The following is a 17703-nucleotide window of genomic DNA, read 5'->3' on the forward strand; positions in this document are numbered from 1 at the left end:
CCGCCAGCTGTGCTTCGGCCCGGGCGAGGTCGGGGCGCCGGCTCAATAACTGGCTGGGCACCCCGGGCCCGATGGTTGGCCAGGTCAGTGCCGGGAACGCCTCGCTGCCCAGTTCCAGCGCCTGCACGGGCTGGCCGAGCAATGCGGCCAGGGTGATGCGCGCCTCTTCGGCCAGTTGCTCGACCAGCGGCAGTTGCCGTTGCTGGCCGGCCACCAGGCTTTTCTGTTGCGCCAGTTCCAGGGCCGTGGCGGAACCGGCGTCGTAGCGGGTTTGCACCAGCTTCAGCACTGCGCGCGCATTCGCCAGGTTCAGCTCGGCGATCTGCACGCGTTGGCGCGCCGCCAGGGTTTGCGCGTAGCGATCGGCGACGTTGCTGAGCAGGGTCAGTTCCACGTTGGCCTGGTCGAACCGGCTGGCCTGCAGGCTATGCAGGGCGCCGTCGCGCGCAGCGGCGCGACCGCCCCAGAAGTCGAGTTCGTAGCTGGCCGTGAGGTTGGCGTCATAGCTGGTGACGGTTTTATTGTTTTCGGTGGCGTTGAGGTCCGAATTGCCGCTGCCGCGCAGCAGCTTTTCGCGGGTGGCGGTGAGGTTGAACTTGACCTCGGGCAGCAGCGGTGCGCCGGCAATCACCGCTGTTGCCTGGGCCTGGCGCACGCGGGCCATGGCGGCGGCCACATCGAAACTGTCACGCCGCGCCTGGTCGATCAGGCGGTTGAGCGACGGGCTGCCAAAGTGCGTCCACCAGCGCTGGTTGGTGGCTTGGCTGGCCGCGCGTTCGGCAGAGTGCCAGGCGGCGGGCGGCGTGATGCCGCTGTCGACGGCGCCGGGGTTGCCGGCGCAGGCGCTGAGCAGCAGGCACAGTCCGAGCAGGGAAAGCGGTGTGGCAAGGGAGGGTTTATTCACTGGTCAATGCCTTAACCGGATCGAGCCGGGCAGCTTTACGGGCCGGCATAAAGCCGAATACGACGCCGGTGACCAGCGCGCAGCCAAAGGCACCGAGCATCGCCACCAGGGAAAACTGCACGGCCACTTCGGCCAGCACCAGCACGCCGCCCACCAGCAGCGCCAGGGCGATACCGAATAACCCTCCGACCACCGAGAGCATCACCGCCTCGGTGAGAAACTGGCGCAGGATGTCGCGCTGGCGGGCGCCGGTGGCCATGCGGATGCCGATTTCGCGGGTCCGTTCACGTACCGTCATCAACATGATATTCATCACGCCGATGCCGCCCACCAGCAGGGAAATCGCCGCAATCGAGCCGAGCATCAGCGACAGGGTATTGGCCGTGCGCGCCTCGGCCTGGATCATCGCGGCGTTGTTGGTCAGGTGGTAGTCGTCCTTGCCGTGGTGCAGTCGTTTGAGCAACTGATCGATGGCCTGCTCGGCGGCGTTCACCCGGGTGGCGTCGGCGGCGGCAATCACCACGTACTCCGGGTTGTAGCTGCCGAACAGGCGGATGCTGGCGGCGGAGTAGGGGATGGCAATGCGATCGTCGCTGTCCTTGTTGCCCGAGCTGGAGCCTTTTTCCTGGAGCACGCCCACCACCTGGAAGGGCACGTTTTCGATCAGGATGTACTGGCCGATGGGGTTGACCAGGCCTTTGAACAGCTTGTCGCGCACCCGTGCGCCGATCACCGCGACGGTGGCGGCGTTGCGTTCGTCGGCCTCGGTGAAGTAGCTGCCCTCGACCACCGGCCAGTTGAAGATGGTCGGGAAATTAGTGTCGTTGCCGCCCACATAGGCCATGTAGTCAATGTTGCCGAAACGCACGCCGGCTTCGGCGCCGTTGACCGGCATGATCCGTTTCACCTGCGGCAGGGTGGCCAGGGCGGCCACGTCGGCGGGGGTGATGATGCCCAGGGGCGTGCGCGGGTTGGGCGACGAACCGCTGACGTACAGAATGTTCGAGCCGAACGCGCCCATCTGCGCCATGACCTGGCGCTTGCTACCTTCACCCACGGCCAGCATGACCACCACCGAGGCCACCCCGATAATGATGCCGAGCAGGGTCAGCGCGGTGCGAAACCGGTTGATCCACATCACGCGCCAGGCCGCTTGCAGCGCGTCGAGCAGTTCGGCTTTCCAGGCACCGTTGTGTTCGGCGCCATCGGCCAGGCGCTGACGCAGGTCCACGGCTTGCAGCGCCGCGCTGTTCGCGGGGGCGGGCGCCTCGGTCTGAGGGGCGGGCGAGTCGCTGATGATCAGGCCGTCGCGAATCTCGATGATGCGGTTGGCTCGCGCCGCCACTTCGCGGTCATGGGTAATCAGGATGACCACATGGCCCTGGCTCGCCAGTTCGTCGAGCAGGGTCATCACCTCGGCGCCGCTGTGGCTGTCGAGGGCGCCGGTGGGTTCGTCGGCGAGGATGATATGCCCGCCGTTCATCAGCGCACGTGCAATGGACACCCGTTGCTGCTGGCCACCGGAGAGCTGGTGCGGACGGTTGCCGGTGCGCTCGGCCAGGCCCAGGCGGGTGAGCAGGGCATTGGCGCGGGCGTGCCGTTCGCCGGCACTGATACCGGCATAGATCGCCGGCATCTCGACGTTTTCCTGGGCCGATGCCGACGGGATCAGGTGGTAGCCCTGGAACACGAAGCCGAACGCTTCGCGGCGCAGCCAGGCCAGTTCGTCGCTGCCCAGTTGGGCGACGTTTTCCCCGGCGAACAGGTAGTCGCCTTCGCTCGGGCGGTCGAGGCAACCGAGGATGTTCATCAACGTCGACTTGCCGGAGCCCGACGCGCCGACGATGGCGACGAATTCCCCGGCGTGGATCGACAGGTCGATGCCGCGCAGCACGTCGACCTGCGGGCTGTCGCCGCCGCCGTAGGATTTGCGGATGTGCTTGAGTTCGATCAGTGGCGTGGTCAACTCAGCCCCCGCTGCCGTCGGCTGGGCCGATCAACAGGTGATCGCCTTCGTCGAGGCCCTCCAGCACCTGCACGCGCAGGCGGTCGCTGATGCCCAGGCGCACCGAGCGCTGCTCGATGCTGCCGTTTTTCGCCACCACCCGGGCGAGTTGCGTATCCGCCGTAGGCACGCCTTGCAGCGCGGCGACCGGCACGGTCAGGGCGTCCTTGACTTGGCTGGCGACGAAAAACACCTGGGTGGTCATTTCCGCCATCAGCGCGTTATCGGCGTTGTCGACGTCCAGTAACACCGTGTACAGCACCACGCGGCCGGTGCCGCTCTTGCTGTTGCTCGGGCTGCCGCTGCCCTGGGTTTCGTTCAACGGCTTGGGCGGGATCGGCAGGATCTGGCGCACGGTGCTGGTCCAGCGCCGGCTGCCGCCGCTCAAGGTGGTGAAATACGCACTCATGCCGGGTTTGACATGGCCGATATCCGCCTCGGACACTTCGGCCCACACCGTCATCGGCGACAATTTGGCGATGCGCAGGATCAGCGGCGTTTGTTGTTGCGCGTTGAGGGTCTGCCCGACGCGCGCATCCACCGCCACGACGGTACCGGCCATCGGCGCGTAGATGCGTGTGTAACCGAGTTCCGCTTCGTCGCTGCGCAGGCTGGCCCGGGCCTGGCGAATCTGGGCCAGGAACATGTCGACCCGCGCCTGGGTAGCGTCCAGCTCGGCCCTGGCGGTTTGCACATCTTCTTCGCGGGTGGCGTTACCGGCGCTCAGGCGTTGCTGACGCTGGTATTTCTGGCGCGCCAAGGCGTGCTGGGCGTTCTGCTCCTGCAATTGCGCCTGCAGGTTTTCGATGGCGTAGCGGCTGGCGTCGAGCTTGGCTTTTTGCGTCGACGGGTCGATCTCCACCAGCAACTGGCCTTCCTTGACCTGATCGCCGGCCTCGACGTGGATCTTCTGGATCTGCCCGGAGGCCTGGGCGCCGACATCCACATACCGCCGTGGTTGCAGGGTGCCCAGGGCCGTGACGCTGTTTTCGATATCGCCCCGGGTGACCGTCACGGTGGCCAGGGCGTCGCGGCCCGGCGCAAGGGCTTGCCAGGCGACAAACGCAACGATGGGGATCAGGCACGCCACCACAAGCAGGGCGCGTCGGGCAGGTCGAGGGCGTTTCATGCGTAGGTTCCAGCCAGGAAAGATCGGGGCGCAGTCGCGCAGAGCTGACAGGTAAACGAAGAAAATCGCCGGGGATTTAGGCTGTTACACGCGCGGTTACAGGTCGAGCGAAGAAAAAAATCGACCGTTGATGCGAGACTTCTTTAAAAGTAGATGAGAATTACTATAAATTGCACACACTCAAACTGCCATCATTGATGGCTGTGTTTCTACGCAGGTTGGCATCGTCCGCACCACGGCCATGGGGCCAGGAGTCATGTTGGAAAACTACTATCGCGAGCTGGTGTGTTTCCTCAACGCCAAGCTGGGCAACCGTCAGGTGGCCGAGGATGTGGTGCATGACGCCTATGTGCGGGTGCTGGAGCGCTCCAGTGACACGCCGATCGAACAGCCGCGCGCGTTCCTGTACCGCACCGCGCTGAACCTGGTGATCGACGGCCATCGGCGCAACGCCCTGCGCCAGGTGGAGCCGCTGGAGGTGCTGGACGCTGAAGAACGCTTCGCGCCCTGTTCACCCCACGCCAGCCACGACCAGAGCCAGCGCCTGGAGATGCTCGAACGCGCCCTGGCCGAGCTGCCGGCGGCCTGCCGCGACAGTTTCCTGTTGCGCAAACTCGACGGCCTGTCCCACCTGCAAATCGCCGAGCGTCTGTGCATTTCCCGCGCGCTGGTGGAAAAGCACATCGTCAATGCCATGAAGCACTGCCGGTTGCGCATGCGTGAGTGGGAAGCGCACTGAAGCGCTGTTAGTTAAATTTTATTTCACTGTCCTCGTTTCCTATCAACACACGGCCTGTTGTTCAGGCCATGAAGGTATTCCGCCCCAACCGCCAAGGGGCTTATCCAGAGGACACTGGAATGACACAGGCAATTGCTTCGCCCGCGGTTCACGACCTGATCGGCATTGGCTTCGGCCCTTCGAACCTGGCGCTGGCCATCGCCTTGCAGGAGCGTGAGAAAGCCCAGGGCAAACTGGACGTACTGTTCCTCGACAAACAGGCCGACTACCGCTGGCACGGCAATACCCTGGTGACCCAGAGCGAATTGCAGATTTCCTTCCTCAAGGACCTGGTGACCCTGCGCAACCCCACCAGCCCGTATTCCTTCGTCAATTACCTCAAGGCCCACGACCGCCTGGTTGACTTCATCAACCTGGGCACCTTCTACCCGTGCCGCATGGAGTACAACGACTACCTGCGCTGGGTCGCCGGGCAATTCCAGGCCCAGGCCCGCTACGGCGAAGAGGTACTGGCCATCGAGCCGATCCTGCACCAGCAACAGGTTGAAGCGCTGCGCGTGATTTCCCGCGATGCGCTGGGCGAGCAGCATGTGCGTACCACACGCTCGGTGGTGGTCAGCGCCGGTGGCACGCCGCGTATTCCCGAGGCGTTCAAGGCGCTCAAGGGCGACAGCCGGGTGTTCCACCATTCCCAGTACCTGGAGCGCATGGCCGGCCAGCCGTGTGTCGACGGCAAGCCGATGCGCATCGCGGTGATCGGCGGTGGTCAGAGCGCCGCCGAAGCGTTTATCGACCTCAACGACAGCTTCCCGTCGGTGCAGGTCGACCTGATTCTGCGCGGTTCGGCGCTCAAGCCGGCGGATGACAGCCCGTTCGTCAATGAAGTGTTCTCGCCGGCCTTTACCGACCTGGTATTCCAGCAAGTCGGCGCCGAACGTGAGCGCCTGGTCGCCGAGTACCAGAACACCAACTACTCGGTGGTGGACCTGGACCTGATCGAGCGCATCTACGGCATATTCTATCGCCAGAAAGTGTCCGGCATCGCGCGCCAGGCATTTCGCACCATGACCGTGGTCGAAAAGGCCACCCCCGGCCCGCTGGGCATCGAACTGACACTGCGCAACAACGCCACTGGCGAAACCTGTGTGAATCACTACGATGCGGTAATCCTTGCCACCGGTTACGAACGCCAGATGCACCGCGAACTGCTCGCGCCGCTCCAAGCTTACATAGGCGATTTCGAAGTGGCCCGCGACTACCGCATCGTCACCGACGAGCGCTGCAAGGCCGGCATCTACATCCAGGGGTTCAGCCAGGCCAGCCATGGTTTGAGCGATACGTTGCTGTCGGTGCTGCCGATTCGCGCCGATGAAATTGCCGCGTCGTTGTACGAGAACGATCGCAACCGTGGCACCGCGCGTTCGGTGCAGGACCTGCTGCTCGCCACTGCAAGCTGATCTGAGTCAGTAGGAGCGAGCTTGCTCGCGAAAAACGCGAGGGCGCCGGGTTGATTCAGAAGGGGCGCGTTATCGTTGACGTTGTTCGCGAGCAAGCTCGCTCCTACAGGCGGTACTTGTGACAAGGAGTTGCTGCTGATACTGTACAAAAAACCAGTATCGGTAGCTCTCCATGCAGTTGATCGAAAAGCTCAGCATTCTCGCCGACGCCGCCAAGTACGACGCTTCGTGCGCCAGCAGTGGCGCACCCAAGCGCAGCTCCGAAGGCAAGGCCGGGCTGGGTTCCACCGACGGCATGGGCATTTGCCACAGCTATACGCCCGACGGCCGTTGCGTGTCGCTGCTCAAGGTTTTGCTCACCAACTTCTGTCTCTATGACTGCCAGTATTGCGTCAACCGCCGTTCCAGCGATGTGCCCCGCGCGCGCTTCAGCCCGGAAGAGGTGGTCACCCTGACCCTGGACTTCTACAAGCGCAATTGCGTCAGCGGCCTGTTTCTCAGTTCCGGCATCATCCGTTCAGCCGACTACACCATGGAGCAGTTGGTGCGGGTCGCCAAGTTGCTGCGTGAGGAGCACGATTTTCGCGGCTATATCCATCTCAAGACCATTCCCGAAGCCGACCCCGCGTTGATCGCCGAGGCCGGGCGCTATGCCGACCGCCTGAGCGTGAATATCGAGCTGCCTACCGATGCCAGCCTGCAAACCCTGGCGCCGGAAAAACAGATCGTCTCGATCAAGCAGGCCATGCAGACCATCTACACCGGTGAACAGACGGTGCTCAACGAACCCCGCGCTCCGCGCTTCGCCCCGGCCGGGCAGAGCACACAGATGATCGTCGGCGCCGACGACACCGATGACAGCACCATCCTGCACGGTGCCGAAGCCTTGTATGGCAACTACAAGCTGCGCCGTGTGTATTACTCGGCGTTCAGCCCGATTCCCAACAGCCCCAAGAGCGTGCCCCTGGCTGCGCCGCCGTTGATGCGCGAGCATCGCTTGTACCAGGCCGACTTTCTGTTGCGCAGCTACGGCTTCAGCGCCAATGAACTGTTCGAAGGCCCCGGCGACCTGGCCCTGGATATCGACCCCAAGCTGGCGTGGGCCCTGGAGCATCGCGAGGTGTTCCCCCTCGATCTTAACCGCGCCGAACCGACCTTGATCGCGCGTATCCCCGGCATTGGCCTGCGCACCACCCAGCGCCTGGTGGACCTGCGTCGCGAACGCAAGATCCGCTTCGAAGACCTGGCGCGCATGCGCTGTGTGCTGGCCAAGGCCAAGCCGTTTTTCATCACCAGCGATTACCACCCACAGCAGGCCGATAGCACCAGTGTGTTGCTGCGCGAACAGCTGCGCGATCGCCCGCAACCGCAACAGATGGGGTTGTGGGGATGATCAGCCTGGAATGCGACAACCTGTTCAGCACCTGGCGCGAACAGGCGCGCTGGCTGCTCAGCCATCAGGTCGACCCCAGCCAGGTGAGCTGGGGTGCAACCGAGGTGGCGGATCTGTTTGCCACCGACGAGCCCATTCCTTCCGGGTTGGGCCCGTTCCAGGCGCGCATTCCCAAGGCCTTGTTGCAACTGCTGGAGTCGGCTGCCTGCTACCAGGGCGATCAGCGCTGGAGTTTGTTGTATGAGGTGTTGTGGCGGGTCAGCCATGGCGACCGCACGGCCATGTTGGCAGGTGACAAATTGGGCAGCGAGTTGCAGCGCCGCATCAAGCAGGTCAGCCGTGAAGCCCACCACTTGCATGCGTTTGTGCGGTTCATTGCACTGCCGGCCGAGGCAGGGCCCGAGCTGCCGGAGTACGTGGCCTGGCATGAGCCGGCCCATGATATTTTGCACAGTGCCAGCCAGCATTTTATCGGGCGCATGGGCCGGCATCGCTGGATGATCGCAACGCCCCTGGATGGGGTGTATTACGACGGCGAGCAATTGATTCACCAACGCCGGTGCCCCGAGGCGTGGCAGCAACTGGCGCAAAATGTCGACGACCCGCACAGCGCCATGTGGTTGACCTATTACAGTCACATCTTCAACCCGGCGCGCTTGAACCCCAAGGTGATGGAAGGGCATCTGCCGAGCCGGTTCTGGAAGAACCTGCCGGAAGGCAAGTTGATCCCCGGGCTGATCAGCGAGGCGCGCACGGGCAAGCAGAAGGATGGACAGGCCAGGCTGGTGGGCACCAAGCCCGGCAAACGCATTTCAAGCGGGCACAGTTAGAACATGTGGGTAGCGCTTGGTATGGTGGTGTCTGTCAGAGCGCCCTCAGCCAGGAGCAATCATGTCTACCGCTGTTCGTCTTGCCCAAACCGCCGATGCCGAAGGGATCAGCCAGGTCATCCTGGCGGCCTTGCATAGCAGCAATGCACAGGATTACCCGGCGGACGTGATTGCCCGAGTGGCCAGTCATTTCACGCCCGAGGCCGTGCTGGCGCTGCTCAAGCGCCGTGTCGTGCTGGTGGCCACCCGGGATCAGCTGATCGTCGCCACCGCCGCGCTTGATGCCAATGTGGTGCGCTCGGTGTTCGTCAACCCGGCGCTGCAAGGGCAGGGCATTGGGCGACTGTTGATGATCGAGATCGAACTGCGCGCCCGCGAAGCCGGGGTGACGGTGTTGAGCGTGCCGTCCTCGCTGACCGCCGAGCCGTTCTACAGCAAGCTGGGGTTTCACACGGTGCGCGATGTCTATCATGGCAATGAACGCACGCTGGTCATGGAAAAGGCCCTGCTGTCCCGGCATCCCATCGGCCCGTATCGCGACCGTCAGCACCGTGCGCAAGTGGTTGAGTTATGGCAGGCGGCGTTCGGCTATGACACCGCGCATAACCTGCCGAGCCTGGCGATCGATAAAAAGCTGGCGGTCAATGACGGGTTGTTCTTTGTCGCGACCGATAAAAAAGCCGTGATCGGTACGATTCTCGCCGGCTACGACGGCCATCGTGGTTGGCTGTATTCGGTGGCGGTGCATGCCGACTATCGTCGCCACGGCCTGGGATCATCGCTGGTGCGTCATGCGGAACAGGCGTTGACGGCGTTGGGTTGCATGAAGATCAACCTGCAGATCAATGGCGGCAATGACGCAGTGGTGGGGTTCTACGAGGCGTTGGGATATGGGGTGGAACCGAGGATCAGCATGGGCAAGAAGATTGCCGGGAATATTCCTGCCCAATCTTAAGAACACTGGAGATCAAATGTGGGAGGGGGCTTGCCCCCGATAGCGGTGTGTCAGTCACTGAAAATATTGACTGATCCACCGCTATCGGGGGCAAGCCCCCTCCCACAGGTTTTGCAGTGTTGCTGAGGCAGTGGCTTAGACCTTGACGATCCAACCCGCCGGCGCTTCAACGTCACCGGTCTGCACGCCCGTCAGCTCTTGGTAGAGCCTCTGGGTAATCGGGCCCACTTCGGTTTCGCTGTAGAACACGTGCATCTTGTCGTTGTACTGGATGCCGCCGATCGGCGAGATCACCGCAGCGGTGCCGCAGGCGCCGGCTTCCTTGAATTGGTCGAGCTTGTCGATGAACACCTCGCCCTCGACCACGGTCAGGCCCAGGCGGCTCTGGGCCAGTTCGATCAGCGACAGGCGGGTGATGCCCGGCAGCACCGAAGGCGACTTCGGCGTGATGAACTGGTTGTCGTGGGTGATGCCGAAGAAGTTGGCCGAGCCGACTTCTTCGATTTTCGAATGGGTCATCGGGTCCAGGTAGATCGCGTCGGCGAAGCCGGATTTCCTCGCTTCCGAGCCCGGCATCAGGCTGGCGGCGTAGTTACCGCCCACTTTGGCGGCACCGGTGCCCTGTGGCGCGGCGCGGTCGAAGGTGGAGATCTGGAAGTTGTGGGGCACCAGGCCGCCTTTGAAATAGGCACCGACCGGGATGGCGAACACCGAGAAGATGAACTCCGGCGCGGTGCGCACGCCGATGTTTTCACCGGTGCCGATCACGAACGGGCGCAGGTACAGCGCACCGCCGCTGCCGTAAGGCGGGATGAAGCGCTCGTTGGCCTTGACCACCTGTTTGCAGGCTTCGATGAAGTCTTCGGTCGACACATGCGGCATCAGCAGGCGGGCACAGCTGCGTTGCATGCGCGCGGCGTTCTGGTCCGGACGGAACAGGTTGATCGAGCCGTCCTTGCAGCGGTAGGCCTTGAGGCCTTCAAAGCACTGCTGGCCATAGTGCAGGGCGGTGGAGCCCTCGCTGATGTGCAGCACGTTGTCGTCGGTCAGGGTGCCTGCTTGCCATTCGCCGTTTTTCCAGACCTGGAGAAACCGCTTGTCGGTCTTGATGTAGTCAAAACCCAGCTTGTCCCAATTGATGCTTTCGTTACCCATGACACCCTCTAATCTCTGGTCAAGTCGGATTTTTTTCTGGATGGGCTCAACAATACTTCATTCTTGGCCGGTGTGGGAGCGGGCGGTTGGACCATTCCACATCTCTATTGGCTGATCCACTGCTATCGGGGGCAAGCCCCCTCCCACATTTAAAATGCATTCCAAATGTGGGAGGGGGCTTGCCCCCGATGGCCTCGCCACGGTTTTACAGATGCAACGCATGCCCCAACGCCCGCAACGCCGCTTCCTGCACGGCCTCACCCAAGGTCGGATGGGCGTGGATGGTGCCGGCCACATCCTCCAGGCGCGAGCCCATTTCCAGGCTCAGGCCAAACGCAGTGGACAGCTCCGACACCCCGGCTCCCACTGCCTGCCAGCCGACAATCAGGTGATTGTCACGCCGCGCCACCACCCGCACGAAGCCGGTTTTCGACTCCAGAGTCATGGCCCGCCCGTTGGCGGCGAACGGGAAGCTCGACACGATGCAGTCCAGGCCGGCAGCCTTGGCCTCGTCCGGGGTCTTGCCCACCACCACCAGTTCCGGGTCGGTAAAGCACACCGCCGGAATCGCTGCCGGGTTGAATTCGCGGGCTTTGCCGCTGATCAGTTCGGCGACCATCTCGCCCTGGGCCATGGCCCGATGTGCCAGCATGGGCTCGCCGCTCAGGTCGCCAATGGCATACACATTGCGCATGCTGGTCTGGCAGCGGCTGTCGATCTTGATCGCGGCGCCGTTCATGTCCAGGTTCAGCGCTTCGAGGTTGAAGCCCTGGGTGTTGGGTTTGCGACCGACGGCCACCAGCACCTGATCGGTTTCCAGCGACAGGGTGTCGCCATTCGGGTCGCGCACTTGCAGGCAGTTATCGGCAAAGCCGCTGACGCTGTGCTTGAGGTACAGCTTTATACCGAGTTGCTTGATCGACTCGTTAACCGGCTGGGTCAGTTCGGCGTCATAGGCCGGCAGGACGCGCTCCTGGGCCTCGACCACGCTGACGTCGGCCCCCAACTTGCGATAGGCGATGCCCAGTTCCAGGCCGATGTAACCGCCACCCACCACGATCAGCCGCTTCGGTACGTGGTTCGGGGCCAGGGCTTCGGTGGATGAAATGACCGGTCCGCCCAGCGGCAGCATCGGCAACTCGACGCTTTTCGAACCGGTGGCCAGCAGCAGGTGTTCGCACTGGATGCGCTGCTCGCCGACGTCGACGGTCTTGCCGTCCACCACGTTGGCCCAGCCATGGATCACCTGCACCTTGTGCTTTTTCAACAACGCGGCGACGCCGGTGGTCAGGCGGTCGACGATGCCGTCTTTCCATTCCACGCTTTTGCGGATGTCCAGGGTGGGCACGTCCACTTCGATGCCCAGTGGCGAGCCCTGGCTGTGGTGTACCGTCTGCTGGAATTGCTCGGCCACATGGATCAAGGCCTTGGACGGAATGCAGCCGATGTTCAGGCAGGTGCCGCCCAGCGCCTGGCCTTCCACCAAAATGGTCGGGATGCCCAGTTGGCCGGCGCGAATCGCGGCGACATAACCGCCAGGGCCGCCGCCGATAATCAGCAGCGTGGTGTGTAGTGTCTGAGTCATGCCCTTACTCCAGGAACAGGCTGGCGGGTTGTTCGAGCAGGCCACGCACGGCCTGGATGAATTGCGCCGCGTCCATGCCATCGACCACACGGTGATCGAACGAGCTGGAGAGGTTCATCATCTTGCGTACCACGATCTGGCCCTTTATCACCATCGGCCGCTCGACGATGCGGTTGACGCCGACAATCGCCACTTCCGGCAGGTTCAGCACCGGCGTGCTGACAATGCCGCCCAGCGCGCCGAGGCTGGTCAGGGTGATGGTCGAGCCCGACAGCTCCTCGCGGCTGGCCTTGCCATTGCGCGCGGCGTTGGCCAAACGTGTGATTTCTTCGGCAGTGCCCCACAGGCTGCGGGCTTCGGCGTGGCGCACCACCGGCACCATCAGGCCGACGTCGCTCTGGGTGGCGACGCCCACATGCACGGCGCCGAGGCGGGTGATGACCTGGGCTTCGTCGTCATAGCGCGCGTTGATCTGCGGGAAATCGCGCAGTGCCACCACCATGGCGCGCACGATAAAGGGCAGCAGGGTCAGCTTGCCGCGCGTGGCGCCGTGTTTGTCATTGAGGTGCACGCGCAACTCGTCCAGCGCGGTGACGTCGATTTCTTCCACGTAGCTGAAATGCGCGGCGCGGCGGGTGGCGTCCTGCATGCGCTGGGCGATCTTGCGGCGCATGCCGATCACCGGGATCTGGTGCTCGTCGTTGCGTTCGGTGTAAGGGTTGGCGGCGGCCGAGGCTGGACTGGCGCCTTGCTGAAGGTAAGCCTCGAGGTCTTCATGCAGGATCCGTCCGGCCGGGCCGGAGCCCTGTACCAGGCGCAACGGGATACCCGCATCCAGGGCATGCTTACGCACGGCGGGGGAGGCCAGCGGGCGCTCATTGGCCTCCCGGGCCACGGGCGCCTGGACTTTGGCCGCGACAGGCGCGGGCTTGCTTTGAACCGGTTCCGGCTTGCTCTCCACCACCGGCGCAGCTTTTTCCACCGGTGCGGCCACGGCCGGCGCTTCCCTGGCGTTACCGGCGCCTTCCACTTCAATGCTGATCAAAATACTGCCCACCGCCATGACTTCACCCGGCTCGCCACCCAGGGAAATCACCTTGCCGTGGACCGGCGAGGGAATGTCCACCATCGCCTTGTCGGTCATCACATCCGCCAGCACCTGGTCTTCGACGACCAGGTCGCCGACCTTCACATGCCACTGCGACAGTTCAACTTCCGCGATGCCTTCGCCAATGTCCGGCATCTTGATAACGTGCGTGCCCATTCAGACCTCCATGACCCGTTTCAACGCTGCGCCCACTCGGGACGGGCCTGGGAAATACGCCCACTCCTGCGCGTGCGGGTAGGGCGTGTCCCAGCCGGTGACGCGCTCGATCGGCGCTTCCAGGTGATGGAAGCAGTGCTCCTGCACCAGGGCGACCAGCTCGGCGCCAAAACCGCAGGTGCGCGTGGCTTCGTGCACCACCACGCAACGGCCGGTCTTTTTCACCGACTTGACGATGGTGTCCAGGTCCAGCGGCCACAGGCTGCGCAGGTCGATGACTTCGGCGTCAATGCCGGTTTCTTCGGCGGCGACCTGCGACACATACACGGTGGTGCCGTAGGTCAGCACGGTCACGGCCGAACCCGGACGCACGATGGCGGCCACGTCCAGCGGCACGGTGTAGTAACCGTCCGGCACTTGCGCTTGCGGGTGTTTCGACCACGGGGTGACCGGGCGGTCATGATGGCCATCGAACGGGCCGTTATACAGGCGCTTGGGTTCAAGGAAGATCACCGGGTCATCGTTTTCGATGGAGGCGATCAGCAGGCCCTTGGCGTCATAGGGGTTGGACGGCATCACCGTGCGCAGGCCGCAGACCTGGGTGAACACCGCTTCAATACTCTGGCTGTGGGTCTGGCCGCCGTAGATGCCGCCGCCGCACGGCATGCGCATGGTCAGGGGCGCGGTGAACTGGCCGGCGGAGCGATAACGCAGGCGCGCGGCCTCGGAAATAATCTGGTCGGTGGCGGGGTAGACGTAGTCGGCAAACTGGATTTCCGCGACCGGGCGCAGACCGTAGGCGCCCATGCCCACCGCCACGCCGATGATGCCGCTTTCGGAAATCGGCGCGTCGAATACCCGCGAGCTGCCGTACTTGGTCTGCAAACCTTCGGTACAGCGGAACACGCCGCCGAAGTAACCGACGTCCTGGCCGAACACCACCACGTTGTCGTCCCGTTTAAGCATCACATCCATGGCCGAGCGCAGGGCCTGGATCATGGTCATGGTGGTGGTGGTCATGGCGGTTTCCAGTTCGATGCTGTTGTTGTGATCGTTCATGTCAGACCCCCAGCTCTTGACGCTGGCGCTTCAAGTGCTCCGGCATCTCTTTATAAACGTCTTCGAACATGGTCGCGGCGCTTGGAATCTGGCCGCCGGCGAGGGTGCCGTACTGTTCGGCCTGTTTTTGCGCAGCGATGACTTCGGCTTCAAGTTCGGCACTGACCGCCGCGTGTTCCTCATCGGACCACTGGCCAATCCTGATCAGGTGCTGTTTGAGGCGGGCAATCGGGTCGCCCAACGGGAAGTGGCTCCAGTCATCGGCGGGGCGGTACTTGGACGGATCATCGGAGGTGGAGTGCGGACCGGCGCGGTAGGTGACCCACTCGATCAGGGTCGGCCCCAGGTTGCGCCGTGCGCGCTCGGCGGCCCAGGCTGAGGCGGCGTACACGGCGATAAAGTCATTACCGTCGACGCGCAGGGAGGCGATACCGCAACCGACGCCGCGTCCGGCGAACGTGGTGGCTTCACCGCCGGCAATGGCCTGGAAGGTGGAGATGGCCCACTGGTTGTTGACCACGTTGAGGATCACCGGCGCACGGTACACGTGGGCAAAGGTCAGGGCGGTGTGGAAGTCGGATTCTGCGGTAGCGCCGTCGCCGATCCAGGCCGAGGCGATCTTGGTATCACCCTTGATCGCCGACGCCATGCCCCAGCCCACACCTTGTACGAATTGGGTGGCGAGGTTACCGGAAATAGTGAAGAAACCAGCGTCCTTGACCGAGTACATGATCGGCAACTGGCGACCCTTGAGCGGGTCGCGCTCGTTGGACAGCAGTTGGCAGATCAGGTCCACCAGCGGCACGTCGCGGGCCATCAGGATGCTTTGCTGGCGATAGGTGGGGAAGCACATGTCGTCGATGTTCAAGGCCAGGGCCTGGGCGCTGCCGATGGCTTCTTCGCCAAGGCTTTGCATGTAGAACGACATTTTTTTCTGACGCTGGGCGACCACCATGCGGTTGTCGAAGATGCGCGTCTTGAGCATCGCGCGCATGCCTTTGCGCATGACGTCGGCGCTGACGCCCTCGGCCCACGGGCCCAGGGCCTGGCCCTGGTCGTCGAGCACGCGGATCAGGCCCTTGGCCAGGTCGGCGGTGTCGGACGGTTCTACGTCGATGGCGGGTTTGCGTACCAGGCCGGCGTCGGTCAGGCGCAGGTAGGTGAAGTCGGTCTTGCAGCCTGGGCGGCCCGAGGGTTCGGGAACGTGCAGGCGCAGCGGTGCATACGGCTGGGTCATGGCTTTCTACGCTCGATCTTGTGAATTTCTTGTAGTGGGCGCGCTAGCTGACAGTCAGTCTTCGGGTAGAAGAAATCTTGTCCTACAACAATCATAGGCGTGGCGTAGAAGAATATTTATCTGTGTTTCGTTGCGCTCCCGATCATTTACGGATAAAAAATCTGCATAAACATAATAAACAGGTGACTTTGTCTCATGCGCAAACTGGACCGTACCGATATCGGCATTCTCAACGCCCTGCAGGAGAATGCCCGCATCACCAACGCGGACCTTGCCCGTTCGGTCAACCTGTCGCCCACGCCGTGCTTCAATCGGGTGAAGGCGATGGAGGAGTTGGGGCTGATTCGCGAGCAGGTCACGCTGCTGGACGCCGACCTGCTGGGGCTGCATGTCAACGTGTTCATCCATGTGAGCCTGGAAAAGCAGAATGAACTGGCGTTGCAGCAATTTGAAGGCGCGATCTCGGACCGGCCGGAAGTGATGGAGTGTTACCTGATGGCCGGCGACCCGGATTACCTGATCCGGGTGCTGGTGCCGACGATCCAGTCGCTGGAGCGTTTCATGATGGATTTTCTGACCAAGGTGCCGGGGGTGGCGAATATCCGCTCCAGTTTTGCCTTGAAGCAGGTGCGCTACAAAACCGCGCTGCCGTTGCCGGCCAACGGCATAAACCTGGGCTCCTGATTCAACACGGAACAACATGTGGGAGGGGGCTTGCCCCCGATAGCGGTGTGACAGTGTGAGGTGGTCAACTTTTTCCGGACACCTCAATCGGTGTTTTCAGGCTGTTTGCCGCTCGTACTGATTGGGCGGCAAATAGTCTAACGATGAATGCATTCGTCGTTCATTGTAGAACCGCACAATGTAATCCGTGACGTCCCTGATTGCTTCATCATGATTGGCATAGTCCTTCCTCCAAACACGCTCCATCTTCAGGTTCAAGAAGAAACGTTCCATGACTGCGTTGTCCCAGCAGTTGCCCTTGCGGCTCATGCTGCAGCGCAAGCCATGTCGTGTCAGCATGGCTTGGTAAGTAGCGCCTGCATACTGGCTGCCCCGATCTGAGTGCGCGATCAGACCCGGTTTAGGCTGCCTCTGTGTGATGGCTAGTTGCATAGCACTGCACACCAACTCTGCGCGCATATGCGGAGCCATGGACCAGCCTACGATCTTGCGTGAATACAAATCCATGACAGCCGCCAAGTACAGCCAGCCGCTTCGAGTGCGAATATAAGTGATGTCAGCAACCCATGATTGGTTGATCTGCTCGGGGTTAAACTGGCGGTTGAGCAGGTTCTCAGCTACCGGGAAATTATGATTACTGTTGGTGGTATGAACGAACTTGCGCTTCCAGATCGGGCGTAAATCCTGTTGTTTCATCAGCCGACGGACCTTGTGCCGCCCAATGGATACGCCATCGCTACGCAGTGCTTTCATCACCCGACGACTGCCATAACAGTGCTCATTGGTCATGAACGTAGCTTTGACCTGAGCTGCAACCGGACAGACAGCTTTTGGCTTAAAAGACCGCTGACGAGCTTCATAGAACCCCGAACGGCTGATCCGCAAAACCCGGCAGATACGTATTACCGGGTAGGCCTTGCATTGCATTTGGTGAACCAATTGGTGGATCACTTCAATTCGCGGGCAAAGAAGGCCGTAGCTTTTTTTAATATATCGTTGTCAGTCTTCAGCTCGCGGATCTGCTGCTCAAGCTGACGAATACGCTGTTGCTCGCTGGTTAACGGTTTACCAATCCCTGTACCACCTAACTGCTCGGCTTGGTACTGCTGGACCCAGCGGCGCACGGCAGTGTCACTCAAGTCTAAATCGGTACAAACGGAGTTCACGCTCAGGCCTTGGTCAACAATCATCTTGCAGACTCTTAGCTTGAAAGCGGCGTCGAATTTTCTGTACTTCTTGGTCATGGAATACTCCTCAATAGGTGTAGTTTCACCTATTGAGGTGTCCGGGACTATTAGACCAGCTCA

At 62.3% G+C, this 17703-nt stretch carries 15 protein-coding genes; 6 read left to right on the forward strand and 9 right to left on the reverse strand.

Annotated features, from left to right (window positions below; all coding sequences use genetic code 11):
* The 3 genes from BFP93_RS02635 to BFP93_RS02645 form a co-directional block, all read right to left on the reverse strand.
* Nucleotides 1-904 (reverse strand): TolC family protein (locus BFP93_RS02635; protein WP_176717544.1); only part of this gene is annotated, 904 nt, incomplete at its 3' end.
* A complete protein-coding gene (locus BFP93_RS02640) occupies nucleotides 897-2870 on the reverse strand; it encodes a MacB family efflux pump subunit (protein WP_065891853.1) in 1974 nt (657 codons plus the stop codon). The genes BFP93_RS02635 and BFP93_RS02640, both read right to left, overlap by 8 nt.
* Before the next feature lies 1 nt (nucleotide 2871).
* On the reverse strand, nucleotides 2872-4038 hold the full coding sequence (locus BFP93_RS02645) for an efflux RND transporter periplasmic adaptor subunit (protein ID WP_065891854.1): 1167 nt from the start codon (nucleotides 4036-4038) through the stop codon (nucleotides 2872-2874).
* Nucleotides 4039-4294: 256 nt separating this feature from the next.
* Here BFP93_RS02645 and BFP93_RS02650 point away from each other — a divergent pair, with 256 nt between their 5' ends.
* The 5 genes from BFP93_RS02650 (at nucleotide 4295) to BFP93_RS26985 (ending at nucleotide 9412) form a co-directional block, all read left to right on the forward strand.
* Complete coding sequence (locus tag BFP93_RS02650; RefSeq protein ID WP_065884826.1) at nucleotides 4295-4777, forward strand: sigma-70 family RNA polymerase sigma factor; 483 nt, start codon at nucleotides 4295-4297, stop codon at nucleotides 4775-4777.
* Nucleotides 4778-4896: 119 nt separating this feature from the next.
* On the forward strand, nucleotides 4897-6234 hold the full coding sequence (locus BFP93_RS02655) for a lysine N(6)-hydroxylase/L-ornithine N(5)-oxygenase family protein (RefSeq protein ID WP_065891855.1): 1338 nt from the start codon (nucleotides 4897-4899) through the stop codon (nucleotides 6232-6234).
* Nucleotides 6235-6406: 172 nt separating this feature from the next.
* Complete coding sequence (locus tag BFP93_RS02660; RefSeq protein WP_065891856.1) at nucleotides 6407-7627, forward strand: putative DNA modification/repair radical SAM protein; 1221 nt, start codon at nucleotides 6407-6409, stop codon at nucleotides 7625-7627.
* Entirely contained in the window at nucleotides 7624-8457 is an 834-nt protein-coding gene (locus BFP93_RS02665; RefSeq protein WP_065884829.1) for a TIGR03915 family putative DNA repair protein, read from the forward strand. Before BFP93_RS02660 ends, BFP93_RS02665 begins: the two co-directional genes overlap by 4 nt.
* Nucleotides 8458-8518: 61 nt before the next feature.
* The gene (locus BFP93_RS26985) at nucleotides 8519-9412 is read left to right on the forward strand and encodes a GNAT family acetyltransferase (RefSeq protein WP_083203229.1); all 894 of its coding nucleotides are present in this window, start codon (nucleotides 8519-8521) and stop codon (nucleotides 9410-9412) included.
* A gap of 135 nt (nucleotides 9413-9547) precedes the next feature.
* Here BFP93_RS26985 and BFP93_RS02675 read toward each other — a convergent pair whose 3' ends face one another.
* The 5 genes from BFP93_RS02675 to BFP93_RS02695 all read right to left on the reverse strand — a co-directional run bounded on the left by BFP93_RS02675 (nucleotide 9548) and on the right by BFP93_RS02695 (nucleotide 15712).
* Nucleotides 9548-10567: a branched-chain amino acid aminotransferase gene (locus tag BFP93_RS02675; protein ID WP_065891857.1), complete on the reverse strand. Its 1020-nt coding sequence runs from the start codon at nucleotides 10565-10567 to the stop codon at nucleotides 9548-9550.
* A gap of 205 nt (nucleotides 10568-10772) precedes the next feature.
* Complete coding sequence (lpdA, locus tag BFP93_RS02680) at nucleotides 10773-12152, reverse strand: dihydrolipoyl dehydrogenase (protein ID WP_065891858.1); 1380 nt, start codon at nucleotides 12150-12152, stop codon at nucleotides 10773-10775.
* 4 nt (nucleotides 12153-12156) lie between these two features.
* Nucleotides 12157-13416: a dihydrolipoamide acetyltransferase family protein gene (locus BFP93_RS02685; protein WP_065891859.1), complete on the reverse strand. Its 1260-nt coding sequence runs from the start codon at nucleotides 13414-13416 to the stop codon at nucleotides 12157-12159.
* Nucleotides 13417-14475 (reverse strand): alpha-ketoacid dehydrogenase subunit beta, encoded by a 1059-nt coding sequence (locus BFP93_RS02690; RefSeq protein ID WP_065891860.1) that lies wholly within the window; start codon nucleotides 14473-14475, stop codon nucleotides 13417-13419.
* Nucleotide 14476: 1 nt separating this feature from the next.
* Nucleotides 14477-15712, reverse strand: a complete 1236-nt coding sequence (locus tag BFP93_RS02695) for a 3-methyl-2-oxobutanoate dehydrogenase (2-methylpropanoyl-transferring) subunit alpha (RefSeq protein WP_065884834.1) — start codon at nucleotides 15710-15712, stop codon at nucleotides 14477-14479.
* 195 nt (nucleotides 15713-15907) lie between these two features.
* Here BFP93_RS02695 and bkdR point away from each other — a divergent pair, with 195 nt between their 5' ends.
* Nucleotides 15908-16396 (forward strand): Bkd operon transcriptional regulator BkdR, encoded by a 489-nt coding sequence (bkdR, locus tag BFP93_RS02700; RefSeq protein WP_065891861.1) that lies wholly within the window; start codon nucleotides 15908-15910, stop codon nucleotides 16394-16396.
* 96 nt (nucleotides 16397-16492) lie between these two features.
* Here bkdR and BFP93_RS02705 read toward each other — a convergent pair.
* Nucleotides 16493-17640, reverse strand: a protein-coding gene (locus tag BFP93_RS02705; protein WP_122582746.1) for an IS3 family transposase whose coding sequence is annotated in 2 segments (ribosomal slippage) — nucleotides 16493-17385 and nucleotides 17385-17640 — 1149 coding nt in all. Because the reading frame shifts where the segments join, the coding sequence is not laid out codon by codon here.
* Nucleotides 17641-17703 lie beyond the last annotated feature (63 nt).

The sequence above is a fragment of the Pseudomonas sp. 44 R 15 genome (genome assembly GCF_900004965.1).
Classification (GTDB): Bacteria; Pseudomonadota; Gammaproteobacteria; order Pseudomonadales; family Pseudomonadaceae; genus Aquipseudomonas; species Aquipseudomonas orientalis_A.

Coding starts and splice junctions, on each gene's coding strand:
- BFP93_RS02690 (WP_065891860.1), bottom strand. CDS start 14,475: ATGAACGATCACAACAACAGCATCGAACTGGAAACCGCCATGACCACC.
- bkdR (WP_065891861.1), top strand. CDS start 15,908: ATGCGCAAACTGGACCGTACCGATATCGGCATTCTCAACGCCCTGCAG.
- BFP93_RS02685 (WP_065891859.1), bottom strand. CDS start 13,416: ATGGGCACGCACGTTATCAAGATGCCGGACATTGGCGAAGGCATCGCG.
- BFP93_RS02645 (WP_065891854.1), bottom strand. CDS start 4,038: ATGAAACGCCCTCGACCTGCCCGACGCGCCCTGCTTGTGGTGGCGTGC.
- BFP93_RS02655 (WP_065891855.1), top strand. CDS start 4,897: ATGACACAGGCAATTGCTTCGCCCGCGGTTCACGACCTGATCGGCATT.
- BFP93_RS02660 (WP_065891856.1), top strand. CDS start 6,407: ATGCAGTTGATCGAAAAGCTCAGCATTCTCGCCGACGCCGCCAAGTAC.
- BFP93_RS02665 (WP_065884829.1), top strand. CDS start 7,624: ATGATCAGCCTGGAATGCGACAACCTGTTCAGCACCTGGCGCGAACAG.
- BFP93_RS02650 (WP_065884826.1), top strand. CDS start 4,295: ATGTTGGAAAACTACTATCGCGAGCTGGTGTGTTTCCTCAACGCCAAG.
- BFP93_RS02675 (WP_065891857.1), bottom strand. CDS start 10,567: ATGGGTAACGAAAGCATCAATTGGGACAAGCTGGGTTTTGACTACATC.
- lpdA (WP_065891858.1), bottom strand. CDS start 12,152: ATGACTCAGACACTACACACCACGCTGCTGATTATCGGCGGCGGCCCT.
- BFP93_RS02695 (WP_065884834.1), bottom strand. CDS start 15,712: ATGACCCAGCCGTATGCACCGCTGCGCCTGCACGTTCCCGAACCCTCG.
- BFP93_RS26985 (WP_083203229.1), top strand. CDS start 8,519: ATGTCTACCGCTGTTCGTCTTGCCCAAACCGCCGATGCCGAAGGGATC.